16 protein-coding genes are annotated in these 14,640 nt (G+C 68.1%); 7 read left to right on the top strand and 9 right to left on the bottom strand.

The window, feature by feature from the left end; all coding sequences use genetic code 11:
- Positions 1 to 40 precede the first annotated feature (40 nt).
- From ACNJ7K_RS08045 to ACNJ7K_RS08035, 3 genes are all read right to left on the bottom strand, one after another.
- Entirely contained in the window at positions 41 to 2,359 is a 2,319-nt protein-coding gene (locus tag ACNJ7K_RS08045) for an acyl-CoA dehydrogenase family protein (protein ID WP_487041455.1), read from the bottom strand.
- A gap of 77 nt (positions 2,360 to 2,436) precedes the next feature.
- Positions 2,437 to 3,222, bottom strand: a complete 786-nt coding sequence (locus tag ACNJ7K_RS08040) for an enoyl-CoA hydratase-related protein (RefSeq protein WP_487041454.1) — start codon at positions 3,220 to 3,222, stop codon at positions 2,437 to 2,439.
- A gap of 10 nt (positions 3,223 to 3,232) precedes the next feature.
- Positions 3,233 to 4,222 (bottom strand): NAD(P)H-dependent flavin oxidoreductase, encoded by a 990-nt coding sequence (locus ACNJ7K_RS08035; protein WP_016692607.1) that lies wholly within the window; start codon positions 4,220 to 4,222, stop codon positions 3,233 to 3,235.
- 178 nt (positions 4,223 to 4,400) lie between these two features.
- Here ACNJ7K_RS08035 and ACNJ7K_RS08030 point away from each other — a divergent pair, with 178 nt between their 5' ends.
- A complete protein-coding gene (locus ACNJ7K_RS08030; RefSeq protein ID WP_100226116.1) occupies positions 4,401 to 5,222 on the top strand; it encodes a FadR/GntR family transcriptional regulator in 822 nt (273 codons plus the stop codon).
- A gap of 19 nt (positions 5,223 to 5,241) precedes the next feature.
- On the opposite strand, the gene ACNJ7K_RS08025 is transcribed toward ACNJ7K_RS08030, so the two are convergent.
- Both ACNJ7K_RS08025 and ACNJ7K_RS08020 read right to left on the bottom strand, forming a co-directional pair.
- Positions 5,242 to 5,892 (bottom strand): cyclase family protein, encoded by a 651-nt coding sequence (locus ACNJ7K_RS08025; RefSeq protein WP_487041453.1) that lies wholly within the window; start codon positions 5,890 to 5,892, stop codon positions 5,242 to 5,244.
- A 19-nt stretch (positions 5,893 to 5,911) separates the two neighbouring features.
- The gene (locus tag ACNJ7K_RS08020; protein WP_487041452.1) at positions 5,912 to 6,718 is read right to left on the bottom strand and encodes an acyl-CoA thioesterase domain-containing protein; all 807 of its coding nucleotides are present in this window, start codon (positions 6,716 to 6,718) and stop codon (positions 5,912 to 5,914) included.
- Between the two features lie 41 nt (positions 6,719 to 6,759).
- On the opposite strand from ACNJ7K_RS08020, the gene ACNJ7K_RS08015 reads away from it, so the two are divergent.
- Positions 6,760 to 7,854, top strand: coding sequence for a nucleoside hydrolase (locus tag ACNJ7K_RS08015; protein ID WP_487041451.1), 1,095 nt, complete (start codon positions 6,760 to 6,762; stop codon positions 7,852 to 7,854).
- Positions 7,855 to 7,891: 37 nt separating this feature from the next.
- Positions 7,892 to 8,290 (top strand): histone-like nucleoid-structuring protein Lsr2, encoded by a 399-nt coding sequence (locus tag ACNJ7K_RS08010; protein WP_016692602.1) that lies wholly within the window; start codon positions 7,892 to 7,894, stop codon positions 8,288 to 8,290.
- Between the two features lie 61 nt (positions 8,291 to 8,351).
- Here ACNJ7K_RS08010 and ACNJ7K_RS08005 read toward each other — a convergent pair whose 3' ends face one another.
- On the bottom strand, positions 8,352 to 9,764 hold the full coding sequence (locus tag ACNJ7K_RS08005) for an FUSC family protein (RefSeq protein ID WP_230791867.1): 1,413 nt from the start codon (positions 9,762 to 9,764) through the stop codon (positions 8,352 to 8,354).
- A gap of 70 nt (positions 9,765 to 9,834) precedes the next feature.
- On the opposite strand from ACNJ7K_RS08005, the gene ACNJ7K_RS08000 reads away from it, so the two are divergent.
- Complete coding sequence (locus tag ACNJ7K_RS08000) at positions 9,835 to 10,347, top strand: MarR family winged helix-turn-helix transcriptional regulator (RefSeq protein ID WP_016692600.1); 513 nt, start codon at positions 9,835 to 9,837, stop codon at positions 10,345 to 10,347.
- Positions 10,348 to 10,360: 13 nt separating this feature from the next.
- Here ACNJ7K_RS08000 and ACNJ7K_RS07995 read toward each other — a convergent pair whose 3' ends face one another.
- Complete coding sequence (locus ACNJ7K_RS07995) at positions 10,361 to 10,840, bottom strand: hypothetical protein (protein ID WP_016692599.1); 480 nt, start codon at positions 10,838 to 10,840, stop codon at positions 10,361 to 10,363.
- Positions 10,841 to 10,873: 33 nt separating this feature from the next.
- The gene (locus tag ACNJ7K_RS07990) at positions 10,874 to 11,686 is read right to left on the bottom strand and encodes a DUF72 domain-containing protein (RefSeq protein WP_230791865.1); all 813 of its coding nucleotides are present in this window, start codon (positions 11,684 to 11,686) and stop codon (positions 10,874 to 10,876) included.
- 98 nt (positions 11,687 to 11,784) lie between these two features.
- Between ACNJ7K_RS07990 and ACNJ7K_RS07985 the strand changes: the two genes are divergently transcribed.
- Positions 11,785 to 12,366, top strand: a complete 582-nt coding sequence (locus ACNJ7K_RS07985) for an HdeD family acid-resistance protein (RefSeq protein ID WP_016692597.1) — start codon at positions 11,785 to 11,787, stop codon at positions 12,364 to 12,366.
- 25 nt (positions 12,367 to 12,391) lie between these two features.
- Here the strand turns inward: ACNJ7K_RS07985 and ACNJ7K_RS07980 are convergent, their stop codons facing one another.
- The gene (locus tag ACNJ7K_RS07980) at positions 12,392 to 12,799 is read right to left on the bottom strand and encodes a TIGR03618 family F420-dependent PPOX class oxidoreductase (RefSeq protein ID WP_016692596.1); all 408 of its coding nucleotides are present in this window, start codon (positions 12,797 to 12,799) and stop codon (positions 12,392 to 12,394) included.
- 128 nt (positions 12,800 to 12,927) lie between these two features.
- Here ACNJ7K_RS07980 and ACNJ7K_RS07975 point away from each other — a divergent pair, with 128 nt between their 5' ends.
- Positions 12,928 to 13,257 (top strand): GYD domain-containing protein, encoded by a 330-nt coding sequence (locus ACNJ7K_RS07975; protein ID WP_120280770.1) that lies wholly within the window; start codon positions 12,928 to 12,930, stop codon positions 13,255 to 13,257.
- 75 nt (positions 13,258 to 13,332) lie between these two features.
- Positions 13,333 to 14,622 (top strand): MFS transporter, encoded by a 1,290-nt coding sequence (locus ACNJ7K_RS07970; protein WP_016692594.1) that lies wholly within the window; start codon positions 13,333 to 13,335, stop codon positions 14,620 to 14,622.
- The last annotated feature ends 18 nt before the right edge of the window (positions 14,623 to 14,640 follow it).

Here is a 14,640-nt window from a genome sequence, read left to right as displayed (position 1 = left end):
GCGGACCCGGCATCCTGCACCGGGTCCGCTGCTTCGTCCGTCACCCCGTCGATCCGCCCGCTCGGCTCGACCGCGCCAGCACCTCTCCCACCGCGCGGTCCCGCAGCACCTCCGGGCGGGCGATACGCGCCTCGTCGGCGACCGCGCGACGGAGCAGCAAGTGGGCGGGATGTTCCCACGTGAAGCCGATTCCGCCGTGGATCTGGATGCAGCCCTCGGCGTTGGATACAGCGGACCGCAGCGCCGCCGCGGTCGCCAGGTGCACCGCCGCGGCCTCCTCGGGTTCCTGCGGTGAACGGTCGGCGGCCGCCAGCACCAGTCCCCGCGCGCCCTCGGCTGCGACGAGCATGTCGGCGCAGCGATGCGAGATCGCCTGATACGAACCGATGGGACGGCCGAACTGTTCACGTTGGCCCGCCCAGTCCACCGCCATCGCCAGAGCCCGGTTCGCGACACCCACCGCATCAGCAGCGACCAGCAGTTCCGCGACACGGAAGGACGATTCGAGTGCGGCATCGGCGTCCACCCCCGATACGAGCACGGTCGCCGCGGCGTCCTCGAAGGAGACGATCCCCACGGTCCCGGTCGGATCGAGCGACGTCTGCACGGTGACGGATGCATCGGCCCGGTCGAGGGTGAGCAGGACGTGTTCGCCCGTCGCATCGTCCGTCGCGAGGACGACGAGTACCTCGGCGACGGGTGCACCCGCGACCCGTTCCACGCGGCCGGTCAGCCTGCCGTCCCGGAGGACGGGGAGATCGGCGGTGTCCCACCCACGATCTCCGACGGGCACGACGAACGCTGCAGGTGAACCACCGATGATCCGTCGCGCGTCCTCCTCGGCGCCGGCCGCGACGAGGACCTCCAATGCGATCGCGGTGGGGACGAGGGCGACCGGTCCGAGATGGAAGGCCACCTCCTCGACCGCCGCGCAGAGCATCCGCAGCGACCTGCCGTCACCACCGAGATGCTCGGGCGACGACAAACCCGGAAGACCGAATTCCACGAGCGTGGACCACAATCCGGCGTCGTGTTCGCCTGCGGAGTCGACGCCCTCGAGCAGCGAGACGGTATCGACGCGGGCGGACAGGATGTCGCGCAGAGCCTCCCGTAGATTCGCCTCGTCCTCCGGTGGGGGCGTGAGGGGGCGCCCCGGCACCACGGCCGGTGCGCGGGTGCCCTCCCCCCGGTGCGAAGGCAGACCGAGAACGTTCTCTGCGATCGTATTGCGTTGGATCTCGGAGGTTCCGGCACCGATGGTCGCGGCGCGGGACATGAGATATCCGTACGTCCAGCGCCCCTTCTCCACCACACCTTCCGAACGGGTGCCGAGAACGGCGGCCGAGCCGGTCAATCGCAGCGCGAGCCGGTGCATGTGCTGCTCGAACTCGGCCTTCACCAACCGGTTGACCGACGCCACCCCACCCGGATCGCGTCCTGCGAGAACAGCATCCAGCGCGCGTGCGCTGTTCGCGGCGATCTGACGCACCCCGGTCTCGACGGTGGCGAGTTCCTGCCGGATCAGCGGATCGTGTGCATAACCGTGGCCGACGGCGAGGCGGAAGACCTTGTCGACGGTCGAGCGGTAGCGGAACTCGTCGGCGAGGAAGGCGGTGGCGCGCTCGTGTCCGAGCGAGGTCCGCATGATCGACCAGCCCTGCCCCTCCTCCCCCACCCGGTTGTCGACCGGCACCTCGACGTTGTCGAAGAAGACCTGGGCGAAGTGGTGCCCACCCGCGGCGTCGCGCAGGGGTCGCACCTCGATGCCGGGCGAGTTCATCGGAATGAGCAGGTAGGTGATGCCCGACGTGCTCCGTCCGGACGGACCGGTGCGCACGAGCGTGAAGATCCAGTCGGCGTGGTCGGCCATCGTCGTCCAGATCTTGCTGCCCGTCACCCGGTAGACGTCGCCGTCGCGGACGGCACGCGTGGACAGCGACGCGAGGTCGCTGCCGGCGCCGGGTTCGGAGAATCCTTGGCACCAGAACTCTTCCGCGCGCAGCAGCGGCTCGAGGAAACGTTTCTTCTGTTCGGCGGTGCCGTGGACGATAATCGTGGGCGCGACGATGAACGACAGCGGGCACGGATGCTTGGGCGCACCGGCATCGGTGATCGCGCGGTAGTAGTCGAGTTGATCCTCGAGCGAGAGTGCCATACCGCCGACCTCTTCGGGCCAGCCCGGCGCCGCCAGGGAATGGTCGACGAGTTCGGACTGCCACGCGATCGCGGCCTCGAACCGTGCGCGGGACGTCTCAGGACGGGAGCGCCGCCGGAAGTCGTCGAGCAGAGCGGACAGTCGGGGACGCCAGTCGCTACGAGCGTCGGACTCGAGCGTCACCGTGGGCTTGCCTTCCTCCACGTCACCTCCCGGGTGATGGTGCTGTAGGTGTCGGAACCCGACTGCGGCTCAGTCGGTTGTCGGAATCCGGCTGTTGCTCAGTCGGACTGCGCGCGGCGCTTCGCGTATCGGGCACCGATGTCCGCGCCGTCCGCGCGGTAGGTGGTCGCCGCTTCGGATTCGAGGGCGAGGGCGTGCGCGAGCGACGTGCCCGCACCCTCCTTGAGCAACCGGAGCATCCGCCGGATCGCACCGGGATGCCCCCCGGCGATCCGTTGCGCGACGGCCACGCTGCGGTCCAGGAGTTCGTCGTGCGGAACAACCTCGTTCGCGAGGCCGATGCGCGCGGCGGTCGCGCCGTCGATCGGCTCCCCGGACAGGATGAACTGGATCGCGGCGGGTAGACCGATCATCCGCGGCAAGACGGCACTACCGCCCCAGCCGTTGAGCAGACCGATCTGCGCGTGGGTGTCGGCGAACTCGGCGCGTTCGGAGGCGATGATGAACGAACAGTTCACGGCGAGTTCGTAACCGCCCGTGTAGCAGGGGCCGCCGACCGCCGCGATGACCGGTTTCGAGATGCCACGGAGCACGTGTGTCGGAGTGGGCCCTTCGGCGGCGGGAGGCGGACCCGACAACGCCTCGGGCAGATCCACACCCGCACTGAAGGACGTGCCCGCACCCGTGAGGACGACGACGTTCACCTCGTCGTCAGCGTCGGCGCGCCACAGTTCCTTCTTCAGCGCCTTCCGCATGGCGCGGTTGATCGCGTTGCGGCGGTCGGGACGGTTGAGGGTGAGGATCGTGACGGCACCGTCGCGTTCGACGAGCACCGGCGCGTCGTCCTCCCGCACGTCCTCGGCGGTCTCGGCCTGTCGTGTCATCGGTTTCTCCTCAGGGGACGGGAACGGAGTCGACGACGATGTCTGCGGTCAGGGAGCGCAGCTTCGCCTCGGCCTCGGCGGCGATCCGCTGCACGAGCTCACCGGCCGGCGGGATGTCGCGGATGAGACCCTGCGACTGCCCCACCGTCCAGATGCCGGCCTCCGGGTCTCCGTCCTCGTAGACGGTGCGTCCCCGCGATCCGGCGACGAGGTCCTTGACGTCCTTGAACCGCCCGCCCTTGCCGAGAATGTCCACGACCTCCTCGCTCACCGAGTTCCGCGCGGTCCGCATGGTGTTGCGCAGTTGCCGGAAAATGAGCTGGGTGTCGAGTTCGCTCGCGTCGACGATCTGCTGCTTGATGCGTTCGTGGATGGGACTCTCCTGCGTGCACATGAAGCGGGTGCCCATGTTGATGCCGTCGGCACCGAGGGTGAGAGCGGCGGCGAGTCCGCGACCGTCGGCGAACCCACCCGACGCGATGAACGGGATGTCGAGGGCGTCGGCGCAGGCGGGGATCAGGACGAGCCCGGGGACGTCGTCCTCGCCAGGATGACCGGCCGCCTCGAAACCGTCGATACTCACAGCATCAGCGCCGATTCGCTGGGCTTTGAGGGCGTGCCGCACGCTCGTGCACTTGTGAATGATCTTGATGCCGTGCTCTTTCAGATGCTCGACATGCTTGGTCGGATCGGAGCCCGCGGTCTCGACGATCGTCACGCCGGAGTCGATGATCGCCTGCCGGTACTCGGCGTAGGGAGGCTGATTGATCGACAACGTGAGGGTGAGGTTGACACCGAACGGCTTGTCGGTCAGTGCGCGGCACCGCTCGATCTCCGTGACCAGGTCTTCCGGGGTGGGCTGGGTCAGTGCGGTGATGATCCCGAGCCCGCCGCCTTCGGAGACGGCCGCGGCGAGTTCGGCGCGGCCGACCCACATCATGCCGCCCTGGACGATCGGGTGTTCGATTCCGAATTCCGCTGTGAACCGCGTGTTCAGCATGGATGCTCCTGTCCGAGGCCCGCCGGGCGATACGTAGGTAACATAGTTCACTATGTGAGCATCAGCAATAGTCGTGGACTCGCCGCCTCGACCCACGGCGACCGGTTACCTGTGAGTACGATGAGGCCGGAACTTTCACCAAGTAGTCGAAGTGATCTCGGAGCAGGAGGCCGTTCCCGTGACCGACGAAGTGTTGGCGACCGGATTCGACGCGCGTTCGGGAGTCGGATTCGACACTCGCGCGGGCGGTGGCCGGGCCATTCGCACCCCCAAGACCGCAGAACTCGTCGCCCGGAAGCTCCGCCGCATGATCGTCGACGGTGAGCTGAAGGACGGCGACCACCTGCCCCACGAGGCCTCGCTCATGGAGCACTTCTCGGTGAGCCGGCCGACGTTGCGCGAGGCGGTTCGCGTCCTCGAGGCCGAACGGCTCGTCGAGGTGCGACGCGGTTCGCGCTCAGGCGCACGGATCTGCGTGCCGGGCCCCGAGGTGGTAGCGCGACCGGCGTCCCTGCTGCTCGAACTCGCCGGCGCGACCGTCGCGGATGTCTACGTCGCACGTGAGGCCGTCGAGCCCGCCGCTGCGCGACTGCTCGCGGAGAACGGCAGCGAAGAGGCCTTCGACGAACTCGAACGTCTGGTGGACGAGACGATTCCGTCGTCCTTCGCCGACGGCACCTTCGGCCAGGCCGCGGCGATGTTCCATCTGCGGATGGTCCAGCTCGCCGGCAACTCGTCACTGTCGCTCATCGCGGGCATGCTGCACGAGATCTACGAGCGGCACACCATGAACGTCACGCGCGAGAGCATGCAGCGCGACGCGGAGAAGTACGAGGACCACTACAAGGTGTTCGTCCGCTCGCAGCGCAAGCTCATCCGGCTGCTGCGCGCCCGCGACGGCGAAGGCGCCTTCACGCACTGGCAGAAGCACATGGCCGCCGCGCGCGAACTCGTCGTCGGCGGACGCGAGGACGTCGAGGTGCGCGACATCCTCGACTGACCGGACCCGTTGCCGCCGTTCAGTTCTCGATCTGCATGGCGACGGCCCGCACCGGTGCGCCGTCGATACCGGCGAACGGGATCGGCAACAGCGAGACGAGCGGATCCGGGAAGTCGACCGCTTCGAGGTTACGCAGGTTCTCGCAGATGATCGCGCCCGCGTCGGCGAGCACGTGGTGCGCCGCGAGCGTCTCGTCGGCCGTGGGATCCACGCTCGGCGCGTCGATTCCGATTGCGCGGACGCCGCGGTCGAGCAACCACCGGCAGGCCTCGACGCTCAGGGCCGGGTGCTCGAAATAGCGTTCGGTGCCGAAATACTGCGACCAACCGGTGAGGACGAGCGCGATGTCGCCGGAGCCGATCGCGGGCTCACCCCACATGTCGGCGGTGACGAGCGAGCCGGTATCGACGCGGGCGCGCACGTCGAGCACCACTCCGCGTCCGACGAAGTTCTCCGGTGGCACCGCATCGATCGCGGTGCCACCGCTGCGCACGTGTCGCGGCGCGTCGACGTGGGTGCCGGTCTGCGAACCCATGTCGATGCGCATCAGATCGAAACCGTCGGTCTCGACGGTGGCGTGCGCAGTGAACGTCGGTGCGGGATCCCCGGGATAGACCTGGATGTCCGGGGAGACGACGTGGGTCAGATCGACGATCCGCCGTACGCGCATGACATCACTCCTGTTCGGATCAGCCGAAATCGACCTGCCGCTGCGCATTGGCAAGTGCGGTGACCACACCGGTGCCGAATGCGCCGAGGCGGTCGAACAGCACCGCCGTGCCGACCGCGATGCCCTCGCTGCTGATGTGGTTGTCGGCCTCGATACCGACCTCCGGACCCTCCGGCAGGCGGGACAGCGCCAGGGTGACATCGGAATTGATGTAGCCGACACCCTTGTCCGACCAGTTGGTCACGAACGACGTGCCCTCACCGACGGTCGCGGTGTTGACGAACGGCGACAGTTCCTCGCCGGCGATGATCGGCAGCTGCCGCGACCACAGCCGCTTGCGATCGGAGTTCTGGTGCTCCGACCGCACCCGCGTCCATCCCGGACCGTCGCTGCCGTACCAGGACGAGTACTCGAGCGGTCCGGGCTGCGTCTCCAAGGAACCGGGAGGGGGCGTCGGGGGCTCGCCACGCAGCCATACCGATCCGGGCGGCGGGGCCGACTTGCGGAGGAAGGTGAGCGTCGCGCGCGCCGACACCTCGCCACCCTGCATCAGGTTCGCGTCGGCGACGCGGATGCGGTTGCCGTCGCGCACCCGGGTGGTGGTGAAGGTGATCGGCTCGTTGCGGACCGGCCTGAAGAGATCGAGCGTGAACCGGGACGGGACGAAACCCTCGACGGCATGGTGGATTTCGAGCTCGCGTGCGACCAGACCGCTCACACACGGCCCGTTGAGCATCGTGTCCGACCACGGGCTGGTCGCGTACTTCGTGGGCAGGTAGACACCGTCGTCCTCGGTGAAATAACCGCGGTTCTTGCGCTCGTGCATTCGGGAATTCTCCCAGCACCGGCCGCGGCGCGCTCATCGGGATGCCCCAAGATGGGATCGTGCACGTACACGAACCCGATGTTCCGGCCGCCCGTACCCGTCTGATCGTCGACGTCGACACCGGCATCGACGACGCTCTCGCCCTGCTCTATCTCGTCGCGAGTCCGGAAGCCGAGATCGTCGCCGCCCTGTGCACGGCGGGGAACGTGCCGGTGGACCAGGTCACCGCCAACACGCTGTCGTGGCTCGAGGTGTGCGGCCGGCCCGATATCGAAGTGGCTGCCGGATCGCAGGTTCCGCTGGTCGCGCCGCTGATGACCACCGAGGACACGCACGGTCCGCAGGGAATCGGGTATGCGGAACTTCCCGCTGCGTCGCGGTCGCGGTCGTCGCGATCGGCCGCGCAGGCGTGGGTCGATCTCACCCGCGAGCATCCGGGAGAGCTCACCGGGCTCGTCACCGGCCCGCTCACCAACCTCGCCCTCGCCCTGCGCATCGATCCGGAACTGCCGTCGCGGTTGCGTCGCCTCGTGATCATGGGTGGGTGTTTCCACCATCCCGGTAATACGACGCCGACCTCGGAATGGAACGTCGCGGTGGATCCGGAGGCCGCCAAGGTCGTGTTCGACGCGTTCTCGATCGCGCCTCCGGACCGGCGGCCGATCGTGTGCCCGCTGGATGTCACGGAGTCGATCGAGATGCATCCCGAGCATGTCGCGCGGATCGGGGACGTCGTCGGTGTGCCCCGCTCCGGGGAACTCTCCCCGGATGCTCCGCGCGGTACGCGGTCGACGGCCGATGTCCCTCTCGTCCGCCACATCTCCGATGCACTGCGGTTCTACATGGAATTTCATCGTGACCAGGGCCTGGGCTTCCTCGCGCACGTGCACGACCCGTTCGCCGCGGCGGTCACGCTGGGCACGGTTCCCTACACCTCCCGGCCCGCGACGGTCGACGTCGAGCTCGACGGACGGCTCACCCGGGGCACGACGGTCGCCGATCTGTCCGGTATGTGGCAAAGGACGCCGAACGCGGATATCGTGGCGGGCACCCGTCCGGCAGAGTTCTTCGATCATTTCGTCGAGCGGGTGGGATCGTACATTCGCGACTTGAACCTACCCCCGAGTAAGAACTAGCGTCGACAGCGCACAGTTCGGGGACAAGGAGATAAACGTGGCACAGAAAGTGCGCGTCCAATATTTCGACGATATCGACGGCCAACCGATCATGGACGGCCTGGCGCAGTCGTTCCGCATCACGGTCGACGACGACGAGTACGAAATCGACCTGCGGCCGGCGAACGCAGACAAGTTCCTGGCGGTACTCCGCCCGTGGCTGCACGAGAAGGCACCTGAGAAGCCCGCATCGAGCACCCGCACCATCACGCCGAAGCAGACGGTGACAAAGGCCCGCACACGGACGGCGGGGACCCACAAGGTGATTCCGCCCACCCGGTCGCCGGAGCAACTGGCCGCGATCCGACACTGGGCCCGTAACAAGGGCTACGACGTCAGCTCGCGCGGCCGGATCCCGCGGCACATCCTCGAGCGGTTCGAAGCCGCTCACTCCTGAGCATCACCCCGCCGCCTCCCGCGGCAGGCCATGAACGCCACCGACGACCGGTGCCGCCTCGTCACGCGACGAGATGGTGCCGGTCGTCGCGTCGGATGGTCACCGCAGCGACGATCACGCCCACGACCACGCCGATGACGGTGTCGGCGACCCGGTTGGCGGCGAGACCCGGACCCGCGTGCTGCCCGAGGCCGGTGAGCAGCAACGCCATCGTCGTCACCCCGACCGAGGCGAGCCCGTAGTTCCGGGTCACCGTGAGTTCGGTGAGCGTCTGGAACAGCACGGCGGCCGCGACCACCGGCCAGTAGCCCAGGTCGAGCGCGAGCAGCACGGCAGCGATCAGTGCGCCGCCGACATTGCCGATCAGACGCTGGATGCCGCGCTGAACGGTGTTGCGGTAGTTCAATCCCTGCAGCGCCGCCATGGCACCCATCGCAGCCCACAGCGGATGGTCGAGCCCGATCAGTGCTGCGAACGACGCGGCGAGCAACGACGCCACGAAGATCCGGGCCGCTCCGATCAGCACGAGACGGTCGAGCAGACGACTGCATCCTTCGCGGACGAAGCCGGGCGGCGTCGGCAGCACCGGCCGACCCTCGGCATCGACACGCGGAATCTCGATGTCGCGCCGCGCCTTCCGAAGTTCCTTCTCGAACCGGGCGAAGTCGTCGCGGCGTGCGCGGGAGGTGTCGTGCGACCCGCTGTCGAGAACCGTCTCGGCCGCGTCGAGCAGGGCGACCAGTTCGTGGACATGGGCGTCCGAACGTCGCGGGGCGTTCAGTGCGACGGTCTCGCGCGCCTTCCGGATGCTCTGTCTCGCGGCGGGAACGGCGTCCGCACCGCGGATTTCGACGGCGGAGACCGCCGCGAGGGCGCGCGCGACCGCGAGGCGAGCGGGCGTATGGGGATGGGAGAGCGCGGGCAGCATCGCGATGACATATCCGAGCAGCGCACCGATGGTCGCCGCGACGGTGACCAGGCCCGCGTCACCCCATCCGTCGGAAAAACCGGCGGCGCCGGCGGCGGCGAAGATGAGGATCACCGGGCCGGGGCCCATGAGCGAGAAGGCCGTGAACACCCAGTACGCGACGGCCGAGCCCACCGAGAGCGCGACGATCTGCACCCACAGTGGGGCGCCCATCGCGCCGAGTGCAGCCCCGAAGGCGGTGTAACCGGCGATGCCGAGACCTACCCACGGAAGGCGCACCGCGAGACGCGGATACGGCTCGTATCGCAGGAAGGCACTGGTCAGTGCGCCGAGAGCGGCGAAGCCGGCGACCTGTCCGTAACCGAGCAGACCGCCGCCGACGAGAGCGAGCATGGTCGCGAATCCCACGCGCAGCGCCACGGCCACGGTCGGGTCGCCACGCCGCACTTCGAGGGCGTCCTTCCACGCGCTCGCCGAGAGCGGATGCGCGAGCGCTCCCCGGGTGTGACGGAGCTGGGGACGGTCGTCGAGTCGGCGGTCGAGCATCCGTCCACCATATTACTTCACTAGTAAAATATCTATGAAATTGTTCGTCCGATGCCGTTAGACTTGCCACATGCCCTCCGAGACACCCCAGCCCGATTACGTCGATCGCGTACGTCTCGGATGGACCGCTCACTACCCCGACCTCGACCTCCGCCCCATCGACGTGATCGGCCGCATCACCCGCATCGGCTCGCTCGCGCTCACCTACTTCGATCGGGAACTCGAAGCGAGCGGCATCAGCCGCAGCGAATTCGAGGTCCTCAGCGCGCTCGCCCGCAGCGACCATCCGTTACGCGCCAGCGAGGTCACCTCGATCACGGGCATCTCCGGCGCGTCGACCACGAAGCACACCGAACGACTCGCCAAACTCGGTCTCGTCGAACGCAAACGACTCGAACGCGACGGCCGCGTCGTGCTGCTCACCCTCACCGACGACGGGCGCGCACTCGTCGAGAAGGAATTCCCGCGACGCCTGGCACGCGAGCGGCAGATGCTCGACGGGCTCGACGACGACGAGGTGCAGGTCCTGTCCGACCTGTTGCGCAAAGTCGTCCGCAACGTCGAGAACCATTATCCGGCCTGACCCCCGGAACAGCTCAGGGCATCTCCTGCGTCTCGGCCCGTTCGATCTCGCTCACGGCGCGACGCAGATACGCTTCGGGAGCCACGCGGCGCGCAGCGACGAGATCGGCGACGACGAGCAGGCCCGCGGCCAGATACTGCTCGGGGCGGATCCTCGGGCGTTCGGCGTCGGGATCGGACACGCCGAGCGCACCCGTGAGCACGGCGACGACGGCCTCGGGTTCGAGCGACGGCAACCATCGCAGACCGGAGCGGACGGAGCGTTCGAGCACGGCCTGCACGTCCTCACCGGCGAGGCCGTCGGGATGCAGTTCCTCGAGCAACTCCCGGACCATGCCCGCGTGCACGGCCGTGACCTGCTCGTAGGGCAGGTCGACGAGCACCGCAACCGCCTCGTCGAAGGGCTCGGCCGACTCGCTGCGGGCAGCGGCGAGCGCATCGGCGGTGGCCGTCGCGATCTCCCGCGGCGTTCTCGGCCAGTGGTCGGGCCACACAGCGATCTCCTGTCCTTCCTCCGGACGCCCGGGTCACAGGCGTTCCTGCAACGCGAGCGCGTCGTGCGGTGCACAGCCTTTCATGTCGTTGTCGAAGTACACGTAGACGTCCCTGCCGTCGCCGAGCCACCGGCGGATCCGCTCGGCCCACACGTCGAGGACCTCGGGGGTGTACCCGCTCGCGTACAACTCCTTGTCGCCGTGCATCCGCACGTAGACGAAATCGCTCGTGACGTCGGTGAGGAACGGGAACTTGCCGGCCGTGTCGGCGACGACGAGCCCGATATCGTGCGCGCGCAGCAACTCCACGGCCTCCGGGCTCGCGAGGTCGGGGTGCCGCACCTCGACGGCGTGCCGCAGCGGACGCTCGGCATCCACCTCCACCCACACCCGGTCGTCGGCGAGTTTGTCGGTGTGCCGGCGGGCGAGTTCGCCGGCGGCCGTCGTCGTGCGGGGCAACCGGTCGAAGAAGTCCGCGAACCTGTCCTCCTCGAAACCGAGGGTCGGCGGGAGCTGCCACAGCACCGGACCGAGTTTCGGGCCGAGCGCGAGTACGCCGGAGGCGAAGAAATTGGCGAGGGCGTCGTCGACACCCGCGAGCCGCTTCATGTGGGTGACGAACCGCCCGCCCTTGACGGCGTAGACGAAGTCGTCGGGTGCGGCGTCCCGCCACGCGAGATAACTGCTCGGGCGCTGCAGCGAGTAGAACGAGCCGTTGATCTCGATCGACCCGAACCGCTGGGCGGCGTATTCGAGTTCCCGGCGCTGGACGAGTCCTTCCGGATAGAAGTCTCCGCGCCAGCCCGGATAGCGCCATCCCGATATCCCGATCCTCGCCCCGGCCACGTTTCCGAGCGTAACCTCGGCTTCGATTCGGCACGCGAAGCAGCACAACCGCGCTTATCCTCGGGGCTACAAGATCACATCACACGCCAGGAGCCGTCATGTCCACGAGCTCGGTTTCTTCCAACGATCCGTTCCGATCACTGCTGAAGCAGATCTGGTGGGTGGTGCTGCTGCGCGGCATCCTCGCGGTCCTCTTCGGTGTCGTCGCGCTCGTCTGGCCCGGCATCACCGTGTGGGCGCTGGTGGTCGTCTTCGCGGCCTACGCGATCATCGACGGCATCGTGCTGGTCGTTCAATCGATCCGTGACAAGCCCGAGGGCTGGGGTTGGTGGCTCGCCATGGGCGTCGTCTCCGTCCTCGCCGGTCTCGTCGCGCTGTTCTGGCCCGGCATCACCGCACTCGCACTGCTGTACGTGATCGCGTTCTACGCCATCCTGTTCGGCATCACCGGCATCGTCGGTGGTGTCCGCTTCCGGAAGGTGCCCGAGTCCGGATGGGTGTGGTCGGTGCTCGCGGGCGTCGTCGCCGTCCTGTTCGGCATCGTGCTGCTGATCTTCCCCGGCGAGGGCATCCTGAGCCTGATCGTCCTGCTCGGCATCTACGCGATCCTGTTCGGCGTGCTGCTCGTCATCCTGGCGTTCCAGGCACGCAGCGCGGCGAAGAAGGCCGGCGTCATCTGACAGCCGGCCTTCTCCCCGATCGATCTCAGGCGTTGCGCAGACGACCCCACGCGTGCCAGCGGTCGATCTCGATCCACGCGTTGACGCGCTTGCCGTCGCGCGCGTGGTACGGCTTGCCCGTGTAGTGGCGAGCGATCCGATCGATGTCCTCCAGGGACGGATCGTCGGCGAGTTCGACGACCCGCCCCTGGAGGCTCACGTGCGTGACCCAGTCCTGCGGATCCATCGCCGACAGGCTCACCCGCGGATCGTTCCGCAGGTATTCGAGGCGCTTGCGGGTCGAATCCATGTTGACGAGGATGCGGCCGTCCTCGAAGACGTACCAGGTCGGAACGGACACCGGATGACCGTCCGGGCGCAGTGAGCTGATCGTGGCGTAATTGGGCTGGGCGAGGAATTCGGCGACGGCCTCGGGTACGGGTCGTTTCGGCACGGCACTCCCTTTCGATGCGGCGGACAGGGTCTCGATATCGAGCCTAGGCCGCGATTCCCGGCGAAACCGTCCCCGGTGACGCGGGATGGACCGACCATGGAGGTCGGGATCCTCGAAAGGAGACGATCATGCCGCGATATCTCTGGCAGGTGAACTACACCGCGGACGGCGCACGCGGGCTGCTCACGGACGGTGGTACGTCCCGACGCGACGCCATCGTCCGGATGGTCGAAAGTGTGGGCGGGACGGTCGATTCGGTGCATTTCGCGCTCGGTGGTCACGATCTGTACGTGCTCGGCGAGGTGCCCGACGAGATCGCGGCCGCGACACTCGAGCTCCGCACGATCGCCTCCGGTGCCGCGCGCTCCACGCCGATCGCCCTGCTCACCCCCGAACAGGTCGACGAGGCCGCGCGCCGCGACGCGAGTTACCGGACGCCGGGGAGCTCGGGCAACTGACCGCTCGCCTCCCGCGACGAGCTGCTGGGTATCGTCTGCTCATCCTGTTGCTTTCTCGAAGAAAGTGAATTCGTGATGAGTGTGCGCCCGGCCCAGCGCAGCGACCGCCGCCCGGCCCGGATCCACCCGGCATGGTGGGTCGCCGCGGTGGCCTTCCTCGCGTTGTTCGGCGCCGCAGGCTTCCGGGCGGCACCCGGCGCGCTCATGGTGCCGCTGCACGACGAGTTCGGCTGGTCGACGAGCGTCATGTCGCTCGCGGTGAGCATCAACCTCGTCCTGTTCGGACTCGTCGCACCGTTCGCCGCCGCCCTGATGGACCGGTTCGGCATGCGCCGGGTGATCTCGTCGGCGTTGTTCCTGGTGGCGCTCGGTGCTGCCGGCAGTGTCGCCATGACCGCCTCGTGGCAGTTGCTCGTGTTCTGGGGACTGCTCATCGGTACCGGCACGGGGTCGATGGCCCTGGTCCTGGCGGCGACCATCGCCGACCGATGGTTCGTCGAGCGTCGCGGGCTGGTGATGGGCATCCTCACTGCGGGTTCCGCGACCGGCCAACTGGTGATCCTGCCACCCGTCGCCGCGCTCGCAGAGAACGTCGGGTGGCGGCAGGCATCGCTCGTGATCGCCGCGGCGGCGATTGTCGTCGTCCCGCTGGTGTGGGCGGTGATCCGCGATCATCCCGACGAGCGCGGTGTCCTGCCCTACGGTGCCGACCCCGAGACCTACCTGGCGCCGACGCGAGCGACCGGCGGTGCCGTCACCCGCGCTCTCGAAGGGCTGGCCTTCGCGGTGCGTCACCGGGCGTTCTGGGCGCTGGCGATCGCCTTCGCCATCTGCGGGGCCACCACCAACGGACTCGTCGGCATCCACTTCATCCCGTCGGCCCACGACCACGGCATGCCCACGACCACCGCAGCGAGCCTCATGGCCGCCGTGGGGATCTTCGACATCGTCGGCACCATCGCCTCCGGATGGCTGACCGACAAGTTCGACCCCCGCAAGCTGCTGGCCTTCTACTACACCTTCCGCGGCGTGGGTCTGCTCCTGCTGCCCTGGCTGTTGCAGGAGTCCGTGCACCCCAGCATGATCCTGTTCGTCGTGGTCTACGGTCTGGACTGGGTCGCCACCGTGCCGCCGACCGCGATGCTGTGCCGCCGGATCTTCGGCGACCGCGGAACCATCGTGTTCGGCTGGGTGTTCGCCTCCCACCAGATCGGTGCCGCGGCGGCCGCTTTCGGAGCCGGGGTCATCCGCGACAGCCTCGGAACCTACACCTACGCGTGGTGGGCCGGAGCGACCCTGTGCGCGGTCGCCGCCTCGCTGTCGATCCTCACCAGAGGCAGTGTCGCCGTGAAATGTCGCAATTGAACGAATCGGCTGTTTCCG

It is taken from the genome of Rhodococcus shunpengi (genome assembly GCF_048381395.1).
Taxonomy (GTDB): domain Bacteria; phylum Actinomycetota; class Actinomycetes; order Mycobacteriales; family Mycobacteriaceae; genus Rhodococcus.
Note: the sequence above shows the minus strand (reverse complement) of the source record. Positions and strands in the feature narration are given on the sequence as shown.